This window comes from Mucilaginibacter sp. SG564 (assembly GCF_013149275.1).
Taxonomy (GTDB): domain Bacteria; phylum Bacteroidota; class Bacteroidia; order Sphingobacteriales; family Sphingobacteriaceae; genus Mucilaginibacter.
In genome coordinates this window covers 626315-653246 of sequence record NZ_JABGNA010000002.1, presented here as the reverse complement: position 1 = coordinate 653246, position 26932 = coordinate 626315, and the positions used below count along the sequence as shown (strand labels likewise).

General features: G+C 43.7%; 22 protein-coding genes. 4 read left to right on the top strand and 18 right to left on the bottom strand.

Annotation, left to right across the window (positions count from 1 at the left end; all coding sequences use genetic code 11):
- Positions 1–107 precede the first annotated feature (107 nt).
- Positions 108–1106, bottom strand: coding sequence for a homoserine kinase (locus FHW89_RS07425; protein WP_172334380.1), 999 nt, complete (start codon positions 1104–1106; stop codon positions 108–110).
- 55 nt (positions 1107–1161) lie between these two features.
- The gene (gene thrA, locus FHW89_RS07420) at positions 1162–3612 is read right to left on the bottom strand and encodes a bifunctional aspartate kinase/homoserine dehydrogenase I (RefSeq protein ID WP_172334379.1); all 2451 of its coding nucleotides are present in this window, start codon (positions 3610–3612) and stop codon (positions 1162–1164) included.
- Positions 3613–4038: 426 nt separating this feature from the next.
- Between thrA and rsgA the strand changes: the two genes are divergently transcribed.
- Positions 4039–4959: a ribosome small subunit-dependent GTPase A gene (gene rsgA / locus FHW89_RS07415; protein ID WP_172334378.1), complete on the top strand. Its 921-nt coding sequence runs from the start codon at positions 4039–4041 to the stop codon at positions 4957–4959.
- A gap of 150 nt (positions 4960–5109) precedes the next feature.
- Here rsgA and FHW89_RS07410 read toward each other — a convergent pair whose 3' ends face one another.
- From FHW89_RS07410 to FHW89_RS07395, 4 genes are all read right to left on the bottom strand, one after another.
- On the bottom strand, positions 5110–6321 hold the full coding sequence (locus FHW89_RS07410) for a serine hydrolase (RefSeq protein WP_172334377.1): 1212 nt from the start codon (positions 6319–6321) through the stop codon (positions 5110–5112).
- Between the two features lie 9 nt (positions 6322–6330).
- A complete protein-coding gene (locus FHW89_RS07405) occupies positions 6331–8754 on the bottom strand; it encodes a hypothetical protein (protein WP_172334376.1) in 2424 nt (807 codons plus the stop codon).
- Positions 8717–9727: a hypothetical protein gene (locus FHW89_RS07400; protein WP_172334375.1), complete on the bottom strand. Its 1011-nt coding sequence runs from the start codon at positions 9725–9727 to the stop codon at positions 8717–8719. The genes FHW89_RS07405 and FHW89_RS07400 overlap by 38 nt, the downstream gene beginning before the upstream one ends.
- 88 nt (positions 9728–9815) lie before the next feature.
- On the bottom strand, positions 9816–11051 hold the full coding sequence (locus tag FHW89_RS07395) for a cystathionine gamma-synthase family protein (protein WP_172334374.1): 1236 nt from the start codon (positions 11049–11051) through the stop codon (positions 9816–9818).
- Between the two features lie 198 nt (positions 11052–11249).
- Here FHW89_RS07395 and dtd point away from each other — a divergent pair, with 198 nt between their 5' ends.
- From dtd to FHW89_RS07380, 3 genes are all read left to right on the top strand, one after another.
- On the top strand, positions 11250–11708 hold the full coding sequence (dtd, locus tag FHW89_RS07390) for a D-aminoacyl-tRNA deacylase (RefSeq protein WP_172334373.1): 459 nt from the start codon (positions 11250–11252) through the stop codon (positions 11706–11708).
- A 20-nt stretch (positions 11709–11728) separates the two neighbouring features.
- A complete protein-coding gene (locus tag FHW89_RS07385; protein ID WP_172334372.1) occupies positions 11729–12055 on the top strand; it encodes a nucleotide pyrophosphohydrolase in 327 nt (108 codons plus the stop codon).
- Positions 12056–12170: 115 nt separating this feature from the next.
- Positions 12171–13052: a DUF4349 domain-containing protein gene (locus FHW89_RS07380; protein ID WP_172334371.1), complete on the top strand. Its 882-nt coding sequence runs from the start codon at positions 12171–12173 to the stop codon at positions 13050–13052.
- Between the two features lie 136 nt (positions 13053–13188).
- On the opposite strand, the gene FHW89_RS07375 is transcribed toward FHW89_RS07380, so the two are convergent.
- The 12 genes from FHW89_RS07375 to FHW89_RS07320 all read right to left on the bottom strand — a co-directional run bounded on the left by FHW89_RS07375 (position 13189) and on the right by FHW89_RS07320 (position 26718).
- Positions 13189–13905: a 2-phosphosulfolactate phosphatase gene (locus FHW89_RS07375; protein ID WP_172334370.1), complete on the bottom strand. Its 717-nt coding sequence runs from the start codon at positions 13903–13905 to the stop codon at positions 13189–13191.
- A gap of 93 nt (positions 13906–13998) precedes the next feature.
- Positions 13999–15078 (bottom strand): glycine cleavage system aminomethyltransferase GcvT, encoded by a 1080-nt coding sequence (gcvT, locus tag FHW89_RS07370; protein WP_172334369.1) that lies wholly within the window; start codon positions 15076–15078, stop codon positions 13999–14001.
- Between the two features lie 111 nt (positions 15079–15189).
- Entirely contained in the window at positions 15190–16404 is a 1215-nt protein-coding gene (locus FHW89_RS07365) for a glycosyltransferase family 4 protein (protein ID WP_172334368.1), read from the bottom strand.
- 146 nt (positions 16405–16550) lie between these two features.
- Complete coding sequence (locus FHW89_RS07360; protein WP_172334367.1) at positions 16551–17147, bottom strand: ribonuclease HII; 597 nt, start codon at positions 17145–17147, stop codon at positions 16551–16553.
- 125 nt (positions 17148–17272) lie between these two features.
- Positions 17273–18511: a PP2C family protein-serine/threonine phosphatase gene (locus tag FHW89_RS07355; protein WP_172334366.1), complete on the bottom strand. Its 1239-nt coding sequence runs from the start codon at positions 18509–18511 to the stop codon at positions 17273–17275.
- A gap of 39 nt (positions 18512–18550) precedes the next feature.
- Positions 18551–19750, bottom strand: a complete 1200-nt coding sequence (locus FHW89_RS07350; RefSeq protein ID WP_172334365.1) for an ABC transporter permease — start codon at positions 19748–19750, stop codon at positions 18551–18553.
- A 79-nt stretch (positions 19751–19829) separates the two neighbouring features.
- Positions 19830–20960 carry a glycosyltransferase gene (locus FHW89_RS07345; RefSeq protein WP_172334364.1) on the bottom strand — a complete coding sequence of 377 codons (1131 nt, stop codon included), beginning with the start codon at positions 20958–20960 and terminating at the stop codon, positions 19830–19832.
- The gene (locus FHW89_RS07340) at positions 20944–21918 is read right to left on the bottom strand and encodes a lysylphosphatidylglycerol synthase domain-containing protein (RefSeq protein WP_172334363.1); all 975 of its coding nucleotides are present in this window, start codon (positions 21916–21918) and stop codon (positions 20944–20946) included. Before FHW89_RS07340 ends, FHW89_RS07345 begins: the two co-directional genes overlap by 17 nt.
- Positions 21919–22003: 85 nt before the next feature.
- Entirely contained in the window at positions 22004–22849 is an 846-nt protein-coding gene (locus FHW89_RS07335; RefSeq protein ID WP_172334362.1) for a dienelactone hydrolase family protein, read from the bottom strand.
- A gap of 99 nt (positions 22850–22948) precedes the next feature.
- The gene (locus FHW89_RS07330; RefSeq protein ID WP_253952185.1) at positions 22949–25090 is read right to left on the bottom strand and encodes a xanthine dehydrogenase family protein molybdopterin-binding subunit; all 2142 of its coding nucleotides are present in this window, start codon (positions 25088–25090) and stop codon (positions 22949–22951) included.
- A gap of 6 nt (positions 25091–25096) precedes the next feature.
- A complete protein-coding gene (locus tag FHW89_RS07325; RefSeq protein WP_172334361.1) occupies positions 25097–26077 on the bottom strand; it encodes a xanthine dehydrogenase family protein subunit M in 981 nt (326 codons plus the stop codon).
- Positions 26074–26718, bottom strand: coding sequence for a (2Fe-2S)-binding protein (locus tag FHW89_RS07320; protein ID WP_172334360.1), 645 nt, complete (start codon positions 26716–26718; stop codon positions 26074–26076). The genes FHW89_RS07325 and FHW89_RS07320 overlap by 4 nt, the downstream gene beginning before the upstream one ends.
- Between the last annotated feature and the right edge of the window lie 214 nt (positions 26719–26932).

Sequence of the window (26932 nt, the reverse complement as noted above, 5' to 3'; positions counted from 1 at the left end):
GCTGGCTGCCATGCTGAGCCTGTCGAAACATGGAGGGAAGACTCTGCTCACGCCCTTCGACAGGCTCAAGGTGACACCTTTTTTTGATTTTTGAATTTGACTTAAACTTAAAACCTCGCTATTACCTTCGGCCCTGCGTCATTGATGGTGGATACATAGCTGTTTGAGCCAATTTTCAACCCGGTTAAATGCTGCTGCAGTTTTTGAGTGATGAGCGTGGCTGTTTCTTCGTCTTTAGTAAATGCGAAAACAGATGGACCAGAGCCGGAGATACCGAAGCTTACGGCGCCCATACCCATGGCAATCTCGCGCATTTTATAAAAATCGGGTATCAGCATGGAACGTACGGGCTCAACCAGAACATCTTTCATGCTGCGACCTATCAGGTCAATATCCTGCATAAATAAACCGCTTACCAGGCCGGCAATATTGCCCCATTGGGTTACGGCATCTTTCATGTGGATGTTTTTACGGATGATCTGGCGGGCCTCACGGGTAGGTACGTCTACATCAGGGAATACAATGGCACAGTAAAGATCTTTCGGGTGTGGTAATCTCACCACATCCAGCGGTTCATAACTGCGGATGAGCACAAAACCACCAAACAGGGCAGGGGCAACGTTATCTGCATGACCCTGACCGCAGGCCATTTCTTCGCCTTTCATGGCAAAAGGCAACAGTTTTATTGGGTCGGCATCATCGCCCAACAGGGTCTTGATAGCAAACAAACCCGCAACCGTACTGGCTGAGCTGGAGCCCAGTCCGCTGCCTATCGGCATTTTTTTGTGCAGTTCAATATCCAAACCCACATCGGTACGGCCAACGCTTTCCAGATAATGCTGCACGCTTACGCTCACCGTGTTTTTGGCCGGATCAAGCGGCAGGCGACCATCATCGCCAGTTATTTTGCTGATGGTGATGCCCGGCTTACCTGTCAGGCGCATGATCACCTCATCGCCCGGTTCATTAACCGCAAAGCCCAATACATCAAAACCGCAAACCACGTTGGCCACAGTTGCCGGGGCAAAAACGTGGATGCCCTCCCCGCCCCCTGAAGGGGGTGCTATCTGCGAGGGATCTTTTAATTCTTCTATTTTATTTTCCATTTTAATATTATCAAACTATACTGTCGGTTCCACTTTACGGAGCTAGGGGCTCCATTTAATTCGCACCTATATTAATCAGATCAGCAAATACACCGGCGGCCGTAACTTCTGCACCTGCGCCAGGGCCTTTTACTACCAGTGGGCGTTCCTTGTACCTGTCAGTAGTGAAGGATATGATATTATCGCTGCCCGACAGCATGTAGAAAGGATGGTTTTCATCAACCATTTGCAGGGTGATGGTTACTTTACCATCTTCCAGTTTGCCTATATAACGCAATACCCGGCCATCTTTTTCGGCCTGGTCTTTTAGTTTGGCAAAGTGCGCATCTTCTGTTTTCAGTGTGGCGTAAAAATCTTCTACGCTTTTGGCTTCCAGGCTGGCTTTGGGCAGCACGCTTTCTATCTCCACATCAGCCTCTTCCATGGCATAACCGGCATCGCGGGCCAGGATCAGCATTTTGCGCATAAAATCCTTCCCACTCAGGTCATCACGCGGATCGGGTTCGGTATAGCCCTTTTCCTGTGCTTCTTTTACCACATCGTGGAAATCAGCATCGCCCTTAAAGTTATTAAAGATGAACGATATGGTGCCCGACAAAATAGCCTCGATACGCTGTACCCGGTCGCCGCTGTTCATCAGGTTTTTCAGCGTGTTGATGATGGGCAAGCCCGCACCAACGTTGGTCTCATAGAAAAAGTCGACCCCATGACGGCGCGCGGTATCTTTAAAGGTTTTGTATTGTTGATAGCTGCCTGAGTTACCTATTTTATTACAGGTGATCACCGAGATATTGGCTTTAAACACCTGCTCATAAAAACCTATTGGCACCGGGCTGGCGGTATTATCAATAAATACGCAGTTTGGCAGGTTCATTTCTTTCATTTTGCTGATGAAAGCCTGCAGATCGGCCTCATATGGCGAAGCCTGCAAATCATCCTGCCAGGTATCCAGCGATATGCCATCGCTGTTGAAGGTCATTTTACTGGTATTGCTGATGCCCGCTATTTTTACCTGTATGCCGTTATTATCTTTCAGGTACTGGCTATGGGCGTTCAACTGGTTAAACAGGGTTTTGCCGATATTGCCGGTACCCAGGCAAAAGGCATGCAGTGTTTTGGTGAGCTGTACAAAAAAGGCATCGTGAACGGCATTTAACGCTTTGGAAAGATCATTAGCCGAGATGATCACGGAGATATTATACTCCGACGAACCTTGCGCAATGGCTCTTACGTTAACACCATTACGACCCAGCGCATGGAACAATTTGCCCGACATGCCCGGGGTTTGTTTCATATTTTCGCCCACAATAGCCAATATGGCCAGGTTCTTTTCGATCACCAGGTGTTCCAGCTTTTTGGCGGCCAGTTCCAGTTCAAATTCCTGTTCTATCACCTGTTTGGCGCGTTCGGTATCCTGGGGCTGTACCGCGAAGGTAATGCTATGCTCTGATGACGACTGGGTGATGAGGATCACGTTGATCTGCTCACGGGCCAGTAGCGAGAACAAGCGACCGCTAAAGCCCGATTTACCCACCATGCCGCTGCCTTCCAGGTTCAGGATGCTGATATTATTGATAGAGGAAATGCCTTTGATAGGCAGGCTTGATGCCTTACAATCATGACGGATCACCGTACCTTCAAACTCTGGCTCAAAGGTATTTTTGATCACGATAGGGATCTTTTTCAGGAAGGCCGGGATCATGGTTGGCGGATAGATCACCTTGGCGCCAAAGTACGAAAGTTCCATGGCCTCGGTATAAGTAAGTTCGGTTAAGGAGAATGCTTTTTTCACCATCCGTGGGTCGGCGGTCATCATACCGTTAACATCTGTCCAGATCTGTATCTCTTTGGCATTAAGCGCCGCGCCAAATATAGCCGCGGTATAATCGCTGCCGCCACGACCCAGGGTAGTGGTTTGCCCGGCATCGTTGCCCGCTATAAAACCGGTTACGATAAGCATTTTATCTTTATTAGCCTCGTACAGGTTACGGATCAGCATTTCGGATAGTTCGGTATTCACTTTCGCGTTACCAAAAGAGCTGTCTGTTTTGATCACTTCGGCGGCATCAACAAAAAGCACATCTTTAAAGTGCTGAGCGGCTATTTTGCTTACCATAATGGTTGAGCAGCGTTCGCCAAAACTCAGGATCTGGTCGCGTGTTTTGGGGGTAAGCTCCCTAAGGGTCAATACACCTTGCAACAACTCCTCCAGCTGGTTAAAATGAATTTTTAAACGGGTAAAAGCCGGGTTTTGGTTTTGCACATCCAGCAGGCTTTTTACCACATCAAAGTGGCGTTTTTCCAGGTCGGCCAGGGCCGCTGTAAATTCTTTTCCGCTGGCTGCGTCCTCCGCCATGGAGGCCAGCAGGTTGGTTACCCCGCCCATAGCTGATAGAACAACTACTGGTTTTTCCTGCGCTTTAAACTCAGTACTCAGTATGTTTAAAAGAGTTTGGATGCTTGTGATCGATCCTACGGATGTACCGCCAAATTTTAGAACTTTCATTTATGGTTTAGTATCAATATTTTAAATATTCCATTCAAAACCCTCTCCTTCGGAGAGGGCAGGGTGAGGCCATTTAAACAAAAAAGCCTTCCTCTTTGCGGAGGAAGGCTTTCATTTGGTTTCTTTTTTATGTTTTTACACCATACGATTATCTTCCTCCGAGGTTTATGCCGGTGGTAATAATAATGGTAATAATGGTGTTGTTAAGTGTCATATATAATGTCTGTAAAGTAAGTAGATTAATCTTTAAATAGCAAGGATTATTTTATTTTTTATGAAAAAGTGAATAAAAAGGCTGATTTGTATCATATAATTACCTGAATGATAAAAAAGCGGGTACAAACCGCGGGCTTTTGCCATAATTTTTGAGCATTACACCCTAAAATAAAGCGATGGCAAATTAATTATTACTTTTGGGGCTATAATATGCAGGGACTAATCACCAAATCAACCGGAAGCTGGTACCAGGTACAAACCCCCGATGGGCAGCGTATAGATTGCCGGATTAAGGGTAAGTTTAGAATGAAGGGCATCACGACCACCAATCCGATAGCTGTTGGCGATGTGGTTGATTTTGAAATGGAACCCGATAGCGAAAACGGCGTAATCACCAACCTGCAGCAACGCAAAAACTATATTATCCGCAAGGCTATCAACCTGAGTAAGCAGGCACAGGTCATAGCCGCCAATCTTGATCAGGCCCTGCTGGTGGTTACCCTGGCCTCTCCGCGTACCTCGCTGGGCTTTATCGACCGTTTCCTGGTGACTGCCGAAGCTTATGATATACCGGCACGATTGATATTTAACAAACTCGACCTGTTTAGCGACGAGGGTTTGGAAATACTGGCCGACTATAAAGCTATATACGAAAATATAGGCTATCCCTGCTTTGAGGTGTCGGCATTGGATGGTACCAATATCGACCAGGTACAGGAGCTGTTAAAAGATAAGGTAACGCTGTTCTCGGGTCACTCCGGTGTGGGCAAATCAAGCCTGATCAATAGCCTGTTGCCTAATCTCGACCTCCGTACACACATGGTATCTGAATGGAGCGACAAGGGCATGCACACCACCACCTTTGCCGAAATGTTTGAGCTGCCGCAAGGTGGTTTTATTATCGATACCCCCGGCATCCGCGAATTAGGCATTATCGACATTGAAAAACAGGAGCTGGGCCACTTTTTCCCCGAAATGCGGGAGCGTATGAACGAGTGCCGCTTCAACAACTGCCGCCATATTAACGAGCCGGGCTGCGCCGTATTGGAAGCCCTGGAAAACGGCGATATCGAACTATCTCGATATGAAAGTTACCTGAGCATTTATCATGGTAACGATACTCGGGCGTAGGTTTTAGAACCAAGAGATAAGAATCAAGAAATAAGACAAAAGAAAAGTTTGTCATCCTGAGTGAAGCGAAGGATCTATTATCGAACTTTGCATATCGGCGATTAGATGCTTCACTCCGTTCATCGTGACAACTAATTTTTACTCAAGCTCTTATTTTTCCCCTGTTGCTTTTACCAGCAGATCAATTATAGACTGTTTATTGGGCAGGTATTTATTGCAAAGGAATAGACCTCCCAAGCCAGTATTGGGGTTGAAGAACAGGAAAGCCCCAACCCCGGGATCATCGCCATCGTGACCAATGGTTCCGTTTATATATAGGTTCCAGAATATACCTTTGTTCCGGTTTTTTAAACTGATGTTTTTGGGCGGATGTTCTGTGCTGAACTGTGGTGTAAACATCGCTTTATAGGAAGCTTCGCTCAGCAAGCTTTTGTCTCCCTGATAACCTCTGATCACGGCCATCAGGTATTTGCTCAGGTCGCTGGCAGATGTTTTGAGCCCTCCATCGGGATAGGTCAACAGATCATACAATGGAAAATAACTATGCAGATCGAGGTAAAGTTTGGCGTGAGTCTTTAAATTCATTGCAGGAACAGACCACCCTGAATGATCCATTTTTAATGGCTTTAAAATATATTTCGTAGTGAAATCGGCATATGAAAGGTGCGATTTGATCTCGATCAGGTAAGCAACCAATGCCGAGCCTATATTGCTGTAGGATGAAGTACCGCCAGCCAGTCCCTCACCAAAATTGGCTTTGTTGTAATATTTGCCCCCGGTAGCCAGATAATTATAAAAAAATGTCTTCAGGGACCCATCCTTCAGGCTTTCCCGGTAGCCTATCCCCTGTAATGCGTTTAAAGCTGTACTATCAAATGATCTTAGTTTAGGATAAAACTGGTAAGTGTTTGGATAAATAGCAGGGTTATCAACAATCCCCGAAGTGTGATTGGCCAATTCCCTTATCGTAATTTTACTGTCGGGCTGGTTGGGATTGATCACTTTGAAGGGCAGGATATCATTAATATTGGTTTCTAATGTAAAATACTGGAGTTCAATAGCCTTCATTAAAGCCAGCGCTATAACAGTTTTACTTACCGACCCTACATTCTGTACGGTGTTGGTTGTATAAGGGATATGGTTACCAATATCGGCAAATCCAACGCTTTTTTGGTAAATGACCTTGTGAGCGTCTACTAAAACCACGCAAAGTCCGGGCAAGCTATCCTGTAAAAAAACCTCATGTAAACTGGTAGTAAGTGTATCCCTTGCGATTTGCGCATTTGCTTTTTTGAATACCCCTGTTAATAAAACACAACAGATCAAACAAGCGTAAATACCTCTTTTAATTACATGCTCCATGCAGTTTAATTACTTAGTTCTTTTTAAAAAATCCCTCAAATAGCTGCAATCATTTACCGCCAGTTTATAGTAGGCTGTTTTGCCATAGCTTTTTTGTAATTCGGCAAAGTAGGGGTTGCGCCTTACGGACTTGTCATATTCCTTTTCGGCATCCTGGAGCTTAGTATAGTTGTAGTCCGGAAAATCCGAGTAGGATGGTAGTTTGATTTGTTTCTGTTTACATTTTGCCGCCATAAAGGTGCATTTGGCTTTAAACTCGGCATTGGTGCTTAGCTGCCTGGCCTGTAAAAACAACTTTTCAGCATAAGTAGTTTTTATATAGTCGGCATCATAATAGTATATGGATTTGCGGCCATAATCTGTCGACGACCAATCATAGCTGATCAGGTACCAGGCATTACCATAGGTTGAGGTATTGTATATAGCCGTAGCCATATCAAAGTAACCGGTAGCGGCAGTTTTAGGGTTAGCCTTAATTTGTTTTTGATAAGCCACCATAGCCTGGGCAAACTGCCGTTTATTATATCCTTTCCCACCTTTCTTTAGCAGCAGTTTCGGGTAGTCGGCCATCTGGCTGATGAAGGGATCGGCACCGGTTGCTTTTTCGTCATAAAAATTGGTCGGGAATTTATTCAGCTCTTTTTCATTAACCATATTTAACGCCGCCGCGGCTTCGGGATATTTATGCTCACGCAGATAGGCGGTACCCAACAGTCCGTACAGATCATCCGTTTTATAGATAACCAGCTTTTTTGTCATGAAATTCAAATACGGGGTAGCGGGCGGACTTTTTTTCCAGGCCACCAATTTGTTAATGGCCGATGAATGCAGGTAATTTTGCCAAAAACCAATGGTTTGATAGCTTGGCTCAATAACCTTTTTTATGGTAGCATCGCCCTGCAGCATAGCCAAAGCGGCTTTGCTGGTATCGCGCTGTTTAAGATAGGCCGGCGCCATAATGTTCTGATAAAAATTGCGGGCAGTGGCTGCAAAGGGATATTGGCCATAAAAACCCCAATCGCGACTGGAGGTATTGACATTGACCTCATGGGCAACTTTTGCATCGAGCCATTTGAGCGATGGTAATAAAGCGGCTTCGTTCACCTCATTATATTGCTGCATGCCCTGCGCGGTAAGCAGCAGTTGGATGATCTGTTTTTGATCATTAAATTTATCACTCAGTTTTTCGTCCTTTAGCGCGTCCATATAAGCCTGGCCAGCTTTGGTGTCCTTTTGCATCCAGGCCATGTAGGCTTGTGCCAGTTTACCCAGCCCATATTCCGGATATTTTTTTTCTGAGGCCAGTTGTTCGCAAAAGGCATTCAACTGTTTCATGTGGTTTTGCGCGTGGAGCTTGGTGCTATCGGCCAGTTTGTTATAATAGGAGTTGAGGAGGATAGGGCTGCCCTCCAAAGTTGGCGTAAGATAATATTCTTCCAGTTTATTGATCTCACGTACCAGCAAAACCCCAACCATATCAGATGTTGGTTCATAATGGTAAACTTCTTTTAAAGAGCGGTTATCCAATTCAGAATTACTGAAACCATCAATAGCCATGATCACCGCCTTTTCGCTTTTGTTATTGGCCAATGCCAAAACCTGCGAAGATTTTACGTTGATATAATTATAGTTGCGATAGGCCTGTATACGCCTTTCGGGATATTGGGCAAACACTTTCGAAAACAGGTAGGCAGCCTGTATGGTATCCTTAAGCCGGCGTTTCTCGCCTGCATTTAACGCCAGGGCCCAGCCTTTTACATGGCTGTCGGTTTTATAATTAACCAGGTATTTATCGTACACATTAGCGGCCTGCTCATAGTTTTTACCATAGTGCAGCAGGCGTTGGGCCTGGTATAAGTACCGTAGTTTAATAAATTTATCATTTTCGGTATTGGCGTTTGATAAAGCTTCTTCACCGGCACTTTTAAGACCCTCAGTATCCATTTCTTTGGGATCCCAGTATTCAAACCTCACGTTGGCGATAGATTCCACACGCTTGGCAAACTGGTAATATTTGAGCGCGCTTTTGTTTGAAGGGAGCGCTTGCAGAAACGTATTATTTTTTAGACTATCGGGTAAGCTGCCTTTTCCGGCTAAATATCCTACGTATAAAGCGGTATCAGCATTGCCTTTTAAACGGTACATCGCCTTTTGTACATCAGCTGCTTTAACACCGCCGCCTAAATAGGTTGCCCATTCGCGCGAGTTGATCTCGGCCTCACTCACCCGTTCATCGTCATCATACAAAAACTTGTAGCTGGTAAAATAAAAGGGCTCGTACTCCTGCGTACGCTGCACATTATTGTGAAAAAACGAGATATAATAATCGTATGGATCAACCTCGCCTCCACAGGCCATATCGATCGCGATTTCAACAAAAAAGCAAATGATCAAACTAACGGAACAGATGAGCAGTTTTTTGAAGGTTGTCATAGGTATAGGTTTTTATAGTAGCATCGTCCAGGTGAAAATAAATAACGTTTACCGTATCCGCTTTAATAAACGGCGATAAATAGGTGGCTGTGGCCTGCAAATTACTGGCAGATACATTTTCCCAGCGCACCTCGTCATTTGTTTTTAAACCATAATCGGGCAAATTGGTTTTGGCCCGGTAAATGTTATTTTTTATAAAGATAAACTGATTTTTATTATTCAGATCATCGAACGAGATCCGTTTAGCAATTCCGATGTATTCCTTATTCCGGAAAGCGACAGCCCAGCTAAACAGTGGCAATCCGATATCAATGGGCATAGGGTAGGAGGTCAAGTTATCGCCCAGGTATTTTTTCAGTTCGCTTATTTCCAATATCGAATTTTGCTCCCCGTATTTACGCAGGTTGCCCATATTATAACACATCAGCATAGCCCGGTTTACCGGTGGGATACCGCTGCCTTTTTGATTTTTTAACTGGTGCAGCCTCAGCGTTGCCGAAATGGGTTTCCCCTTTAGGCCTTTAACTTTATGTAATTGCTCCAACAGGTAAAAATAATTTTCACGGGTTGATGCTGTCCAATCGCAATCTATCTGTAATTCATTAAAGCTGGCTTTACCGGCATGCTGCACTTTGCCATTTACAAAGCGAACGATATTAGCGGCCAAGGCATCAAGCTGTTGGTGGGTTGTTATTTTCAGGATATTGTTAACAATGAATACTACAGGTATCATCTCTACAGTGTCCGGGAGCCTGGCTTGAAATGATATGGGTGATACCGGAATGGGGACACTGCCGCTCTCGTCCATATCCACATCCATGATGCGCATATAAAGTTTGCGGCTATGCAGATGATTCAGATAGTCCGATTCTGTCTTGCTGGTTTTATAAACCGTTTTCCAGAAATAAAAGGAAGTGTTGATAAGCCGGTCATGCCGGCGGCAGGAGGAAGAGAGGCAAGAGCTAAGAATCAAGACTGTAAGATAGAGGACTAAGGTTTTCTGTAAAGATCTCATTCCCACTCTTGTCTTGATTCTTGACTCTTATATCTTGACTCTGTCTCTATCCCAGGGCTTCTTTAAAATCAGCCATCAGGTCTTCGAGGTCTTCGATACCTATCGACAGGCGGATCATGGTTTCGGGGATGCCCATTTCGGCACGCTTATCGGCACCGAGTTCAAAAAATATGGTTTGGGCAACCGGGATAGATAAGGTGCGGGTATCGCCCAAGTTACTTGATTTTATTACCAGTTTCAGCTTGTTTAAAAAGGACAGGCAATCAATGCTTTCATCCAGTTCGATGCTCATCAGGCCGCCAAATTTTTTGAATAGTTTACCGGCACGCTCATGCTGTGGGTGACTTGCAACACCCGGGTAAAATACTTTTTTAATTTTAGGATGTGCTTCAAAATACTGCGCCAGTGCAAACGCGTTGTTACAGGCACGCTCCAAACGCAGGGCCAGTGTTTCGGCACCAACAGAAATGGTATGTGCGGCCTCGGGAGATAAAGTTCCGCCTGAATCTCTTAATCCTTTTTTGCGAATCTGGGTAAGGCCCAGTGTTTCGGGTTTTACCTGTTTTTTAAAGGTTTCAAAAATATTAGGGTAATTACTCCAGTTAAATAAACCAGTATCGGTAACACAGCCGCCCAGCGCATCGCCGTGGCCGCCAATATATTTGGTTAAGGAGTTAATCACTAAACTTGCTTTAACATCAACAGGGTTAAACAAATAAGGCGAGGTCATGGTATTATCTACCATGTAAATGATGCTCTTTTGCGCGCAAAGCTTGCCGATAGCTTCCAGGTCGGCTATTTGTGTGGCAGGGTTGGCAATAGTTTCCACAAACACCATTTTGGTGCTGGCTTTAATTTCGTTGCGTACATTTTCAACATCGGTAGCGTCAACAAAAGTAATATCCAAACCCATATCAATATAGGTTTGGAAGATGCTGCGTGTATTACCAAACAGGAATGAACTGGCAACAATATGATCGCCATGTTTTACAAGGGCCATTACCGTAGCCGAAATTGCCGCCATACCAGTTGAGAAAGCAACAGATGATAATCCTTTTTCCATATTGGTTACCTTATGCTCCAAAGCGGTAACGGTGGGATTACCCTGGCGCGAATAAGCGTATCCTTTTTTCTTGTTCTGGAAAATATCAACCAGATCCTGCACATCCTCGTGCCCATAGGTTACTGAAGTATGTATGGGTTTATGCAATGAGCCATGCTCTGGTTTCCCTAAGCGATCGTCATGTAAAATGGTAGTGGTAAAGCCTCTTTTTGTTGTCATTTTGTACCTATTAATTAAAAAACATAATAGCGGTTGCGAACTTAGTTTTTTTTGAGCAAAAAATTGCGGTTTTGTTGCATAAGAAACAGGATATGAGAATCAAGAGACAGCAAACGGGTGAAAATCCAAATAAAAAGTCTTGTTTCTTGTATCTTGATTCCCGACTCTTACTAACTTGCCACCTTAAAGTTTCTAACAATGAGAGCAGTATTACAACGCGTTACCCAAGCCAGCTGTACAGTTGATGGCAAGGTAACGGGCGCTATTAAACTAGGACTCCTGGTTTTATTGGGGATTGAGGAGGCAGACACGGAAGATGACCTGAACTGGCTGGCCAATAAAATTACCGGCATGCGTGTTTTTGGCGACGAAAACGGATTGATGAACAAAGCCCTGGCTGATGTTGACGGAAATATCCTGTTGATCTCTCAATTCACCTTGTTTGCACAAACCAAAAAGGGCAACCGCCCATCTTTTATCAAAGCCGCCCGGCCCGATAAAGCGATACCCCTATACGAGCAAATGATCAAAACGCTGGAAACACTAACCGGTAAAAAGATAGCTACAGGCATTTTTGGAGCAGATATGAAGATCAGCCTGGTGAACGACGGGCCTGTGACCATCATCATGGATACAAAGGATAAAGACAATCACTAAAAAATATTTATACTCTTTTTATGGAAATTAAAGAAGCGCAGCATCTTGTAGATAAGTGGATAAAAACCATGGGTATCCGGTATTTTAATGAGCTTACCAATACGGCCATTTTGATGGAGGAGGTAGGTGAGGTGGCCCGCATTATGGCGAGGCAGTATGGTGAGCAATCATTCAAAAAATCGGATACAGAGGTGAACCTGGCTGATGAAATGGCTGATGTGTTGTTTGTATTGATATGCCTGGCTAACCAAACCGGAATTGACCTCACGGATGCGCTGGAGAAGAATTTGGAGAAGAAAAGCATCCGTGATGCCGACCGGCATAAGAACAATGATAAGCTGAAATAAAACATTAAAACAAAATTATATTTTGAAATAATAATTTATTTGGAATTTAATTTTGTTTTAATGTAACTTTACAAGGCTAATCAGAATTTATGGTAACACCTTAATTAGCCTTGTTATGAAAGCTTATCTTATTTCAATTACCTTATTACTGTCCTTTACGGCTTGTGGACATAAAGCTGAAGAGCAAAAAGAAAAATTACAAACCAGGTTATTTGCGCCGCCAGTTGTAAAAGCGGATGATGAAGTAATGAATAAGTCCGCAGTACAGGAATTTGCGGTTGCTGAGCCATCCGGCAGTTCAACTAATGCCAGCCAGATTCGCGATACCACAAAAAAGATCATTAAAAGCGGCACTATTGAGTTTGAAGCCAGTAATATTAATATTGCCCGCAAAAGAATTCTGCAAGCGCTCAAAAAATATGGCGGCTATGTGGATGAGGATAATCAAACCACCAACAGCGATATCAACCGCAAGGAGTATAATTTAAAAATAAGTATCCCCGCCAAATATTTTGATTTCCTGGTTGATTCGGTGTCCGCATCGGCTGATAAGATCGATACCAAAAACATTTCTGTGACCGATGTTACTACCCGGTACATCGATATGAAAACCCGGCTGGATAATAAAAAGATCCTGGAGAACCGGTACCTGGAATTACTCAAAAAGGGAACCAAGATCTCGGATCTGCTGGAGATAGAGAATAAACTAACAGAGATCCGCAGTGATATTGAATCGTCACAAGGACAATTGAACTACCTCAATAAACAAATTGCTTACAGCTCTTTAGACATTACTTTTTACACCAAAGCAACCACCCAGAATATTGACGACCGGTTTACCAATAAATTTAAAACATCAATTATTGCCGGATGGGATACTTTAAAAAACCTGTTTTTCGGAATAATTTCAATATGGCCTTTGCTGGTAATTACAGCGATTATTTACTGGATGTTTAAGGGGTGGAGAAAGAGAAGAGGGATAAAACAAGCGGAATGATTGCCTCTATTATCTCAGCGCGCCATTGCGATCGCAGCGTGGCAATTCCTAAAATACAGAGAGGCCCGGCTTATCGGGGATTGCCACGTCGTTCCTCCTCGCAATGACGTGATGATTAATTTTTGGAGAACCTTACCTAAACCAACCTCACCAACCGCTCTCCCTCTAACACGGGGATTGCGGTTGTAATATCAATTTGCAGACAAAACTCAATATCCTTTTCGATGCCCAACTTCTTGAGGCGTTCACCGTGTGATGTTTTTTTGAGATAAAGGTTGATATCATCTTTACCTAATTGAAAAAGATCATTGGCGGCAAGGGCGGCGTCATCTAATACAAAACTCTCTGTTTTTAGCTGTTCAATTACCGCTCCGGCAAACAGGGTGTCTTCCAGGTTAAAATTATTTTTCCAGCCGGCACATACCAGTAATATATTTTCATTCTGTGTTTTTAGCCAGTTGCTTAACGCGGTAAGGTTTAAAAACGAGCCAATAACAATACGCTTTGCGCTGCGTGATAAATGCAGCGCGTGTGTACCGTTGGTGGTAGTAAGCACTATCGTTTTACCGGCCACCTTTTCGGCAGTGTAGGAGAATGGCGAGTTGCCAAAATCAAATCCATCTACTACTTTTCCATCACGTTCTGCTGCCAGAAGGTAATCCAGCCCTTTCTCTCTATACGCGGAACACTCTTCAACCTGTGATACCGGGATAATAGCCTCAGCACCGTTTTCAATACCATAACATATAGATGATGTTGCCCTGAAAATATCAATAACCACTACAATATACTCCTCTACATTATAAAGCGGTAGCAATGCAGGGGTAAGGCAAACATTTAAACTTTTATTCATTTGTGATTTAGTCATTGTATCATTAAATCATCAGGTCATTGTAGCAATGAGCCAAAAAAATGACTTAATGATCCAATGCCCCGAAGGAAATGACTATTTATAGAAAGGCGGCTTTACAATTTTAGCCTTCACTTTATTGTCCCTGATGCTGATGTATATTTCGGCGCCTTCTTTGGCAACTTCGGTATTCACGTAACCCATGCCAATAGCTTTTTGTAACGATGGCGATTGTGTTCCGGAGGTTACCCTGCCTATATTATTGCCATCGGCGTCAACAATCGGATAATCATGACGAGGAATACCACGGTCTATCATTTCAAAACCTACCAGTTTACGGCTCACGCCAGCTTGTTTTTGTTGCTGCAACGCTTCAGAATTGGTAAATGTTTTGCTGAATTTAGTTACCCAGCCTAAACCGGCTTCTAATGGCGAGGTGGCATCATCAATATCATTACCATATAGGCAGAATCCCATTTCCAGGCGTAAGGTATCGCGTGCTCCCAAGCCAATAGGTTTAATACCAAATGGTTCGCCGGCTTTAAAAATAGCGTCCCAGATCTGATCGGCATATTGGTTATCGAAATAGATCTCAAAACCACCTGCGCCTGTATAACCTGTGGCAGATATGATCACATTATCAACACCGGCAAATTTGCCCCTGTTAAAGGTGTAATACTCCATAGATACCAGGTCAACCTCGGTAAGGCTTTGCAACGCTTCGGCAGCTTTAGGACCTTGAATAGCCAGTAATGAGGTGCGGTCTGATATGTTTTTCATCTCCACACCAAAAGTATTATACTTTGATATCCAGTTCCAGTCTTTTTCAATGTTGGATGCATTAACCACCAGCATATAGGTTTTCTCGTCGAGGCGATAAACCAGCAAATCGTCTACAATACCGCCGTCTTCATTTGGCAGGCAAGAATATTGCACTTTGCCGTCATATAGTTTGGCAGCATCATTACTGGTAACTTGTTGTATAAGGTCAAGGGCGTGATCACCTTTTAAAATAAATTCGCCCATGTGGCTTACATCAAATACACCTACCGCTTTACGTACAGTTTCGTGTTCGGCATTTATCCCGGCATATTGCACAGGCATATTGTAACCAGCAAAGGGCACCATTTTGGCACCGGCTTTAATGTGTGTATCTGTTAAGGCAGTGTTCTTCATCGTTAACGTTTATGCCGCAAAAGTAATTATTCTGACGGGAATTTTGAGAGATTGATGAGGGTTGAATTTTCGAGCATAGCTAACACTCGGTCAATGTTGATTTTAAAGCGCTTAACCCAGATAAAAGGGGGTTAGTTTTTCGTAAAACTGTGCCAGATCATGCGTTACCGCATTTACATTGTGTTGCTGTTCAACCAACTTTCGGGCGTTTGTGCCTATGGTACGGCAATATTCCTCATCGGTGATACAACGCTCAATAGCATTATAAAACTCATCCTGATCATTAGCTATAATAATATTGGTGCCATTCTCGAAGTTTATACCTTCGGCACCAATGGATGTGGAAATGATACATTTTTGCATCGCCATCCCCTCTACAATTTTCACCCGCATGCCTCCACCCGATAACAGCGGTACAATCATAATGGCTTTGCTGTTTACAAATTCAAAGGCATCGTCAACTTCGCCCTGGATAAATATTTTACCCATTACCTCGTAATCATCAAAGCGCTCGGGGATGTTATGGCCGGCCACATAAAACTTTACACGCAGATCACCATCGGTCAAATCCTTGTGAAAATGATCAATAAACCACTCTATACCTTCACGGTTAGGCAGCCAGTCCAATGATCCCAGGAAAAACAGACTGGGAAATTCCGTTTTCTCAAAATCGGGCTGATACTGGGTAAGATCAATCCCTACCGGGAATATTTCGACCGGGATGGAGGTTCCGTATGACAGAATGGTGTTTTTATCCTCGGTTGTAAAAACGGCAATGGCATCAACTTTATTCAACTGTTGCAACTCATAGTCCTTTACCCGCCGGGCCAGCATACGCAGATACCATTTTTTAAACAGATCACTTTTTTGCTGCGCCAATCGTTCCCATACCTGGTGTTCGATATTATGCGAGCGATAAACCAGTTTAGCCCTGGAGTGTTTACGGATAGCCGCCAAATAGGGCGTTACAAACAAACCCTCGAACTGAATAATATCATAGGCTGTTTGCCGAAGCTCGCGTATCAGCAATTTTTCAAACTCGGCATCATAGTACCGGTCAATATCATTTGATTTTTTTGTTATTAGGTTTACCAGTCCATCGAGCATGGATATACTGATATCGATATTGTAGCTAGTATAATTTATTTTAGTCAGCAGGTCATCCGTCACCTCTTGCGGGTTACCATTGTATTTTTGGGCATTTAAAGCCACCAGCGATACCTTATGTCCAAGCGCAACCAGGCCTTTTATGGTATTACATACCACAATGGCATAGCCTCCGTTTTGCGGAAACGGCACTCGGTGAGTTAAAATAAGGATTTTCATCAGGGCAAATTGTTTTTTAATGACAATGAAGCTATCATGAGCCGTTTTACTCATTTCGGTTTGTGAACCTTTAGCTCATGATGGTTTCAATGGATTCCTGGTTTGGTGCAAAAATACCAACCTGAATGCCGGAATCAAAGCCATCGTTAAAAAATACTTAACTGCGGATCGGTTACACGAAAAGTACGACGATGATATGGTGTATAGCCTATCTTCATTACCGTTTCTCGATGTTTAATTGTAGGGTAACCCTTATTGCTATGCCAGTCATATTCAGGGTGATCGGCCGCTATCTGCAACATATAATCATCCCGGTAGGTTTTGGCCAGAATGGAGGCTGCGGCTATGCTGAAAAATTTACCATCGCCCTTGATGATGCATTCATGCGGGATGTTGGGGTATTTTTTAAAGCGGTTACCGTCGATAATTAAAAACTGGGGCATTAAATGCAATTTTTCAATAGCCCGGTGCATGGCCAGGAACGATGCATTTAAAATATTGATCTGGTCGATCTCCAGGTTGTCAACAGAAGCCACGGCGAAAGCAATAGCTTTTTCCTCAATCTCGCCACGCAGCTGATACCTTATCTCTTCAGATAGCTGTTTAGAGTCGTTCAGTAAATGATGGTCAAAATCGGGAGGGAGTATTACCGCGGCAGCAAACACAGGTCCCGCCAAACAGCCACGCCCGGCTTCATCACATCCCGCCTCAATCAAATCATACTGGTATCTGGCTGATAACATATAGACAAATATAAGAAATATGGGAAAGTATCAAGTAGCTAGTATCAAGTATCAAGATTTTCCTGTAGACGTTTTAAAGGAATGCCGCTGCCGTCATACTTGATACTGACTACTTGATACTATATTTAAAAAATCCTTAAAGTAAGCAGGGTAATATCATCAATGGATTTGCTTTTAACTACATGGTTCAAATGTTCCAGGAGGGAGTCATTCAAATTATCGGGCGATAAGTGCCCGTTGGCTTTTATAAAATCAAGCAGTTTGTCCTCATTCCAGATCTTGGTGTTGATGGTTTCAAAATCCATGAGGCCATCGGTGTAGTTAAATATCAAACTACCGGGCTCCATATCAATTTCTCCCTCATTTAAAAACGGCAGCTCTTCAAAAACACCAATCATGGTGGTGCCTAACTTTAACGGAATGGCTTCTCCGTCTGAGTACAAAATGCTCGGATTATGACCGGCATTGATATAATTGAGCTTGCGTTTCTTTTCGTTATACCGGGCCAGGAATAGGGTTATAAACCTTTCTCCTTTAGTATTGCTCAGCACTATTTTATTGAGGCGATCGATAATATTAGTCAGGTCTTCTTCTACCGCCGCCCAGGCATGCAGGCTGGCCTGAAAATTGGCCATAAGCAATGCCGCCGAAATACCCTTACCTGATACATCGGCAATGCACCACAAAAACTCATTTTCGTTCAGCCGGATAAAGTCAAAATAGTCACCGCCGATATTTTGGTGCGGCAGGTACTTGGCACCGATCTCCACACTATCATCCTTGTGCATGCGCAAGGGGATCAGCATATTTTGCACTTCAACAGCCAGCTCCATCTCACGCTGAAAACGCTCTGATTGCAAACGTTCCCGGAACAACTTTTTATTTTCCAGCGCCACAATGATCACATTCATCAACGTTTGAATAAAGTTCAGGTCGTTGTTAAGCATCTCGCCAGAGGTGTTAAAATCGCCAATGAGGGCATAAGCTAAAACCTTGCTTTTGTGATGTATAGGGATAAAGTAATTATATTTTTGAAGCAGGGGATCGTGATGATCAGTTATAGCAACGGGCGATTTGATCTTACTTAATTTGTTACAGGCCCGGCTCAGCAAGATGGCCGACTCGATCTCGCCGCCATATTTGGAAATACAGACAAATTTATTCTCCTTCTCGATAAAAAAGCGAAGCTTACCCACCTGCAGATAACTCTGCAAAATCACTTCGAGCATTTGTATGAGTATAGGAGTGGCGGTGTTTTTATTAATTGCCCGGGTAATCTCTAACAGGGAGTTTAACTCCGACTGTCTTTTGAGCAACAAGCTGATTAATTCATCTTCACCAGAACTATCGTCTATATATTGCATCTGTTATTAGTAGTCACAGACTAAAGTAAAAAAATATTTTCAAATGCGTGTACTTTGTGATTTTATATCGAAGGCATCGCGCAAACCTACGGTAACCAGGTTAAAAGCATACACCAACAGCATAATAGCCAAACCCGGAATGATGGCAAGGTACGCCGAGTTCATGACAATATAGCCATAATGTTCTTTTATCATTCCGCCCCAGGTAGGCATGGGTGGTTGAGCGCCAAAGCCTAAAAAGCTAAGCCCCGCCTCGAGCAGTATAGCCGATGCAAAATTGGATGATGCCAGCACCAGGATAGGCCCTGTTATATTGGGTAAAATATGCCTGGTGATAATACGGGTATTATTAAAACCCAGTGCCCTGGCGGCTTCAATATACTCTACTTGTTTTAAACCCATCACCTGGCCGCGTACCAGACGGGCAACTTCAACCCACATGGATAAACCTACCGCTATAAATATTTGCCATAGCCCTTTACCTAAGGCAAATGATATGGCAATCACTAGCAATAAGGCAGGTAAAGACCATAATATATTCATCAACCAACTGAGGCAAGCATCTATCCAACCCCCAAAGTAGCCAGCAATAGCACCGATGGTTACCCCAAGCAACATACTGATCAGTACCGACATCAAACCCACTGCCAGTGATATACGGGTGCCCAACAACATCCTGCTTAACATATCGCGCCCATAAATATCAGTACCCAGCCAAAAGGTGCGGGTAATTATCTGATCGGCCACGATCTTATCTTTAAAACGTTTATATATCTCTTTACTTTTATTGGTCGAAATACCCGGAGCCAACAGATCCTTACCATAATGGTACCGCGATTTAACTCCATTTACTACCTCAAAAATATTGTAGGCTTTCCTTTCCGGTTTATCCTCATCGCCAATGTATTCATTTACAATGATGGAGTCCTGCGCAAAATGGTAACCGGTAATGGGGATATCCCGGTAAAATGATGGCTGACCAAAAAACATCCGGGTAAAGAAACCAACGGTATCAACCGGCTCGCTTTTGCGTACCTGTAGCATCATAAAAGAAGATCCCGGCTTTTTAATACTCAACTGTATGGTCATGTTATTGGCATGCGGACTCTGATCGGGCATAATTAAATAACCCAAAATAGCTACCAATAAGGTAAGTATAATAAAAACAAGCCCGGCAACGGCCACTTTATTGTGTTTAAACGCCTGCCAGGTACGTTCGGATGGAGTAGGATCTGCCAATAGTTATGCTGCTTTCGGCTAAATATCGCTTAAATAGGCACAATTAACAAACAGGGAAATTAATCTTTACACAGGTTTGTTATTTCACCACTCTGCCTTTCCACAGGTATTTATGATTGTTGCCCATGAGCCCAATTACCACGAAGTAAACTATATGCAAAGGAATGAGCAGAATAAGCAAGCTTACCAGGTAGGTACGCCTGAAAAACGTAGTTATAGGCAGCAGATAGAGGATTTCGAACAGATATTTTAGTAAAAACTGAACCAGGAAAAGTTTCAAAAAGTACAGGTCGTAAAAACCTAATGCCGCGTTAACCAATAACGAAACATTAAATAGCCAGATACATAAGCCAAAGGCCACCACTTTTTTATCCTTGTATTTAGTTGATTTGGAAGCCCAGCGGCGCCTTTGCTGCATAAACTCCTGTAACGTATGTTTGGCGTGGGTATATACCACGGCTTCGGTTTGTTTTAAAAACCCGATCCTGCCTGGATAACGTTCGGCTACTTTTTGCAATAGTAACTCATCATCACCTGACGCCAGATCGTCGATACCGGCAAAACCACCTACCTCATAAAACACATCTTTACGATAGGCAAAATTAGCCCCGTTACAGGTTGACGCCCTGCCATTGCCAATAAACGCAGCACCAATACCAATTAAGTAACCAAACTCCAGGGTCTGCATCAGCTCAAATAAAGAGCGTTCCTCAAAATACGTTACCGGCGATGATACCATAACCAGGTCATTCGTTTCGTAGTAACCCACAATAGATGATAACCAGGCCGGCCCCATGCGGCAATCGGCATCGGTAGCAACCATGAGCTCGCCTGTAGATAATTTGATAGCTTCGGCAATTGCTTTTTTCTTATAGGAGTTAAGCGCGCGTTCCTCCTGTAATTGCAACAATTTAACCCCTTGATCGGCATAACTGCTGATAATAGCCGCGGTATTGTCTGTGGAGTGATCGTCAACAATGATCACCTCAAAAAGGTGCTTGGGATAGTCCTGGGCCAAAACATCTTCAATAGTCAGGCTGATCCGCTCTTCTTCGTTCCGGGCCGCTATTAATATGGTAACCTTGGTTTGAAAAGATGTGCTTTTTACCGGGGTAACCTTTACTCTGCCCCAGCCACGTATCAAATAAATTACCAGTAGCAGGTAAATGCCTGTTAAAAACAGCGAAACAAAACTATGCAGTGCGATCAAAGAATTTGAGTTTAAAAACAAATAAAGACCCAATAATGGCCGGAATAATTAAATTGATGAGCCATATTGACGATACGCCTGCAATAATAGCTATTTTTTGGTCGGTTACATAGGCAAACAAGTGCGAGGCGGTGAAGCTACGCACACCCACATCGAGCAGGTCGAGTGAAGGAACAGCCGATGTTACAAAGAAATAAACAAACAGCATCATCACCATTGGAAAAAACGCGAACTGTGGAATAAGCAGGTGAAATACGATACAGTATTGAACAGTAAACGTTATATAACGGGCCATGCTGAATGCCAGGATACGCACAAGTTCGGGCTTTTTGTACCTGCCCATGATATCAAAAAAACGGTGATATTTCCGGAGAAAAGCTATCCGGTTAATCAAATTAATGATGCCTTTGATATGAAAAAAACAGATGAACAATATAGCAAGCGTCAATACCGATATAAGAACGATCAAAGCAAATAACCAGGCACTCACCGGAATGTAATTATAGAAAAGCCATACAATGGCTATCAGGCCCAAAAGGTTGGTCATAATAATTTGCCCAAAAGCGCCTACCGCCATAGCAAAAACGCCATGTATACGCTTGCGATTGGGCAAAAACATAACCCGGCCACCATATTCGCCCACCCGGTTTGGTGTGGAAATAGCCCAGGTAAGACCACAAAAAACAGCTTCTATTGATTGCCAAATAGAGATATCCACCAATCTTTTCGCCAGATATTGCCACTTGAACGCTTCCAGCACCCAGTTAACCACCATTAACAAAACCACTATCCCCATAGTTATAAACACATGGGTACTGTTTATCTGAGCAGTTAAGGCCTCAAACTGTTTAAGGTCGTCATTCTTTTTATAAAACTGATGGTATATATACCAGCCGGCCATGACCAGTACGGCCGCTTTAAGCGAAATGGATATTATTTTTTTTGTAGAAGTAGTCAAAGGTAAATTTTATGCAATGTTACAAAAAAACCGGGCAAGCTTTTCGCTTGCCCGGTATAACATCACATTATATGATATGTTTTGTTTATTTCAGCCGTGCTTTCAAAAAAGCGATGGTATTAGCGTACGCGTCTTTGGTAGCGTTGCTGTCATAAATGGGATTACTTGGGTTTGCAAATCCATGATCGGCATCATATTGATGCAGGTACAGTTTTTTACCTGCCTTTTTCATGTCCGCATCAAATTTGCCCACTACTTTAGGGTTTATCCATTGGTCTTTATTGGCAAAGTTACCCAACACGTCGGCATTCAATGTTTTTAAGCGGTTAACATCCTGCTCGGGCATGCCATAATACATTACACAGCCAGCAGCTTTTTTACCTGCCAGTAAACTGGTTTGCAAACTCCAGCCGCCACCAAAACACCAGCCAATGGTAGCAATGCGCGCTTTAGTACCAGTATAAGCAATGGCTCCGTTGATAATAGCTTTCGCGCGATCTTCATTTACGGCTTGCATAAATTTACCTGCTTCTTCTTTTGTGCTGGCAACTTTACCATCATAAAGATCAAGGTCGATCACGTTAACATTACCCAGATCATTGTAGATCTTTTCAGATTCTTTTTTTACGAAATCATTCAAGCCCCACCATTCGTGTATCACCAGGATATAGTTATTGGTGGCCTTTTTAGCTTTCAGTAAATAAGCGGTTGACTCTTTACCATCAGCGGTTTTATAAGTGATAGCTGTACCAATAGAACTTTGAAAGTGAATAGGCAATGGATTCTTGTGGGCAGCCCTGAATTTTTCGCTGGAGGCCAGCATGGCAAACTGCCTTGTTGCCGAGGGTTTGCTACAGCAAACTACCCTGCGCTGTGCAAAAGCAACAACACCAAGGCAAATAAATAAAGCTAAAAGAGTTAATTTTTTCATAGACGTTTTTTTTAGTGTTAGTAGTATATATGATACAATAACAATACGTTGTTAAGCAATTCTGGTTGTGTGGTTATGAAAATAAAATTACCAACCATCTTACCCTATTACCTTATCAGGTGTTATGGGTAATTCTCTTACCCTTTTACCAGTAGCATTATAAACCGCGTTGGCTACCGCGGCGGCCATGCCTACCAGGGCTATTTCGGCCATGCCTTTTGAGCCCATCGGGTTCAGGATAGGGTCGGGTTTATTTACAAACAGGGCATCTATCTGCGGGATGTCAGCATTCACTGGTACATGATAATCGGCATAGTTGTTATTGATATAACGACCGTAGCGATGGTCTATAATCGCTTCTTCCATCAGGGCCATGCCTATACCACCAATAGCTCCGCCTACAATCTGACTGCGGGCGGTTTTAGGACTGATGATGGTACCGCAATCAGCAACAGAAGTAACCTTATCTATCTTCACTACACCTGTTAAAGCGTTCACCAATACCTTAACAAAGTGTACCGACCAGGAGTTCATCGAATACTTATCCCGGCCTTCGCCACCATCTGATTTGGAAGTAACTTCTACTGATGGCAGATTATGCTGCTTCAATATTTGCGCGTAATCGGGTTTATCATTAGTGTTGTTACCTGTTAATTTTTGAAACTCTGTTTTTAAGTCGGCACAAGCCTTGTACACCGCTGAACCCACGCTTGCTGTTGTAGCCGAGCCTCCTTGTGTAGGTGCCTGTGGTAAGTCGGAAGCTCCGTTTTCAAAGCTGATCTTATCTGCCGGTATACCCAATTGTTCGGCCGCGATTAATACCATAGCCGTACCTGTTCCGGGGCCGATATCGCTTACCGCGCTTTGTAAATGCAATGTGCCATCGGCTTTTAGGGTTGCTTTGATCACAGCACCGCTCCGGTAGGCACCAAACATACCGCAACCAATGCCGTAACCTACAAACCAACCATCTTTTTTTACTGATGCGGGCTGTTGTTTGCGGTTGCTCCAGCCAATGCTGTCGGCGCCAAGCTGATAGGCTTCTTTTAAATGCTTACTTGAAAATGGCTTCCCATTTTCCGGATCAGTTTCGGCATAATTACGAATTCGTATCTCGATAGGGTCTATGTTTAAAGCATAAGAAAGCTCATCCAGTGCCGATTCCAGCGCGAATGAACCCGTAGCCTCGCCCGGGCCACGCATCCAGGTTGGTGTGCCTACATTAAGGGCCACTAAATTATATTTGGTATTCACATTGGGGCATGCGTACATACTCTGACTTACATTGACAGCGCCCTCGGTAAAATTTTCATAGGGTGATGTTTGTCCGTAAGCCTGATGGGTAATTCCCGTAAGTTTACCATCAGCAGTAGCGCCGATACCTACTTTTTGCCAGGTGTGCGGGCGGTATCCTACAGAGGTGAACATATCTGCCCTGCTAAGCACCAGCTTAACGGGCTTCTTAACCGCTTTGGCCCCTAATATGGCTACAATTTCATGCGGCCAGGTGCGCAGCGCGCTGCCAAAAGCACCGCCCACAAAACGGGAATTCACCTGTACATTTTCAAGCGGTAATTTAAACAGTTGCGATATATCGTGCTGGGTAGCTTTAACCCCTTGCGTTTTATCCCAAACGGTAATTTTATCATCGGCATCCCAGCGGGCAATAATGGCATGCAGTTCCATAGGGTTGTGCGTATTGGTAGGCACAATATATTCCTGTTCCAACTTTATCGGAGCCGATTTCCAGGCATCTTCGGTACCACGTTTATATAAACCATCGCCGCGCGGCGGGAATCCTTTACCAAAATTGTCGGTTAAACTGGTTTGATGCTCCTCTTTGTTATACGTTGCTTTAACCAGCGATGCCCCGTACAGGGCTCGTTCATAAGTATCGGCGATAACCAGGGCTATCGGTTGCCCGTTGTAAAATATCTTATTGTCATTAAATACTTTTAACTGCGCCCTTATACCTTTTTGGTCAGGTTGAAAACCCGGAACTTTTGGCGCGTTAAGATAGGTGACCACCGCCAATACACCTGGAGCCCGTTCAGCGGCTTTAGTATCAAGAGCAGTAATGGTGCCTTTGGCTATAGTACTGCCTGCTAAAACCCCATAGGTTAGTCCTTCTACAGCATATTCGGCAGAGTATTTGGCGGCTCCGGTAACTTTTAACCGTCCGTCTATCCGGCTCATCCCATCTGATGATGAAGGCCTGTTCATATTGATCGCTTTTTCCATAGGATATTAAACTAAACCTGCGGCATGTTTTAAAGCCTCGGTGATGCTTGCCGGGGCCAGTTTTAATTTAAACGAATTGTATCCGTAAGCTTTAGCGCCTTGCATAGCCAGTTGGGCAATTTGCTGAAAATTTTCTTCTGAGGCCTTTTTACCCACGAGCGCTTTTTCGGCATCAAACAATCGCCAGGGTTTATGTGCCACACCGCCCATAGCCAGGCGGGCATTTTGTATGATCCCGTTTTTAATATCCAGAGCAGCAGCAACCGATATGAGGGCGAAAGCATATGATTGCCTGTCGCGCACTTTCAAATAGTAGCTGTTTTTTGCCAGGTTATTATCTGGAATTTCTACACCGGTGATCAGTTCGCCAGGAGCCAGGTTATTGTCAGCTTCGGGATGATCGCCAGGCAGGCGATGAAATTCGGTAAATGGTACGCGGTGTTCGCCCTTTTTTCCAGCAATGATCACTACTGCATCCAGGGCGGCCAAAGCCACGCACATATCACTGGGATGCACCGCTATACATTGCGAACTGGCGCCAAATATGGCATGCATACGGTTAACACCTTCATAAGCCCCACATCCGGAACCCGGCACACGTTTATTGCAGGGCATCGCGGTATCATAAAAATAACCACATCGCGTGCGTTGCATCATGTTACCTCCCACAGTGGCCATATTACGCAACTGCGGAGATGCTCCCGATTTGAGCGCCATGGCTAAAAGCGGTTGCTTTTCAATAACCTGCTTATTTTCGGAAACCACACTGTTTAAAGCCAGCGCACCAATATATAATCCAAGGGGGGTTACTGTTATATTTTTTAGTGGCAGGTGATTAATATCAACCAATTTATCGGGGGCAGTAACACCGCGCTTCATGAGGTCGACAAGATTTGTACCTCCTGCAATTATTTTTGTCCCTGGTTTATTAATCGCCTCCAATACGGCCTGCCTGGTAGCTGGTTGAACATATTGAAATTGCTTCATACTTCCTGCCCTCCATTTTTAACTTCCTGTATGGCATTAACTATGTTGGGATAGGCTCCGCAGCGGCAAATATTCCCGCTCATATATTCTCGTATTTCATGTTCTGAACCGGCATGCCCTTCGCGGATACAGGCTACCGCCGACATGATTTGCCCAGGAGTACAATAACCACACTGAAAACCATCATGTTTTATAAAAGCCTCCTGCATGGGATGCAATTGATCGCCATGCGCCAGACCTTCAATGGTGGTGATCTTTTTGCCATTCATCATTACACCCAGGGTTAAGCAGGAGTTAACCCGCCTGCCATCTACATGCACGGTACAAGCACCGCATTGACCATGGTCACACCCTTTTTTGGTACCTGTTAGCTCCAACTGCTCGCGCAATATATCCAACAAAGTTGCACGCGGCTCTACAGAAAGCATCCGGGATTTGCCGTTCACCTCCATTTTTAAAGGCATTTTTTCAAAAACAGCAGCGATCTCCTCATGCAGATGCAAACCGGCTGCTTTCACGGCTATTTCAGGAGTGAGTGCAACAGCTGTTAATAATGATGATTGTTTAAGAAAATTTCTCCTGGAGCTATCCTCTACATACGGCTCAATTGCCGGGATGATAGCGCTTTCTTTGCTTTCCATAAAAACAGGCTTAATATGATGTTAAGTTAACTATTTTTAATAAAAAGCAACCACAGGCTACAAATGTTTTACATCGCTGGTAACAAAAAATAGGAGGATGAGAGTGTTATCAAATATTTTGCTGAGCAGCAAACTAATGAATCTCTTGCTGAGATATCACAAACACAAATAAGACCCGATGATTAATTTTATGTATAAGTATATACTGCCGGCA

Coding starts and splice junctions, on each gene's coding strand:
- FHW89_RS07425 (WP_172334380.1), bottom strand. CDS start 1,106: ATGGAAAATAAAATAGAAGAATTAAAAGATCCCTCGCAGATAGCACCC.
- thrA (WP_172334379.1), bottom strand. CDS start 3,612: ATGAAAGTTCTAAAATTTGGCGGTACATCCGTAGGATCGATCACAAGC.
- rsgA (WP_172334378.1), top strand. CDS start 4,039: ATGCAGGGACTAATCACCAAATCAACCGGAAGCTGGTACCAGGTACAA.
- FHW89_RS07410 (WP_172334377.1), bottom strand. CDS start 6,321: ATGGAGCATGTAATTAAAAGAGGTATTTACGCTTGTTTGATCTGTTGT.
- FHW89_RS07405 (WP_172334376.1), bottom strand. CDS start 8,754: ATGACAACCTTCAAAAAACTGCTCATCTGTTCCGTTAGTTTGATCATT.
- FHW89_RS07395 (WP_172334374.1), bottom strand. CDS start 11,051: ATGACAACAAAAAGAGGCTTTACCACTACCATTTTACATGACGATCGC.
- dtd (WP_172334373.1), top strand. CDS start 11,250: ATGAGAGCAGTATTACAACGCGTTACCCAAGCCAGCTGTACAGTTGAT.
- FHW89_RS07385 (WP_172334372.1), top strand. CDS start 11,729: ATGGAAATTAAAGAAGCGCAGCATCTTGTAGATAAGTGGATAAAAACC.
- FHW89_RS07380 (WP_172334371.1), top strand. CDS start 12,171: ATGAAAGCTTATCTTATTTCAATTACCTTATTACTGTCCTTTACGGCT.
- FHW89_RS07375 (WP_172334370.1), bottom strand. CDS start 13,905: ATGAATAAAAGTTTAAATGTTTGCCTTACCCCTGCATTGCTACCGCTT.
- gcvT (WP_172334369.1), bottom strand. CDS start 15,078: ATGAAGAACACTGCCTTAACAGATACACACATTAAAGCCGGTGCCAAA.
- FHW89_RS07365 (WP_172334368.1), bottom strand. CDS start 16,404: ATGAAAATCCTTATTTTAACTCACCGAGTGCCGTTTCCGCAAAACGGA.
- FHW89_RS07360 (WP_172334367.1), bottom strand. CDS start 17,147: ATGTTATCAGCCAGATACCAGTATGATTTGATTGAGGCGGGATGTGAT.
- FHW89_RS07355 (WP_172334366.1), bottom strand. CDS start 18,511: ATGCAATATATAGACGATAGTTCTGGTGAAGATGAATTAATCAGCTTG.
- FHW89_RS07335 (WP_172334362.1), bottom strand. CDS start 22,849: ATGAAAAAATTAACTCTTTTAGCTTTATTTATTTGCCTTGGTGTTGTT.
- FHW89_RS07330 (WP_253952185.1), bottom strand. CDS start 25,090: ATGGAAAAAGCGATCAATATGAACAGGCCTTCATCATCAGATGGGATG.
- FHW89_RS07325 (WP_172334361.1), bottom strand. CDS start 26,077: ATGAAGCAATTTCAATATGTTCAACCAGCTACCAGGCAGGCCGTATTG.
- FHW89_RS07320 (WP_172334360.1), bottom strand. CDS start 26,718: ATGGAAAGCAAAGAAAGCGCTATCATCCCGGCAATTGAGCCGTATGTA.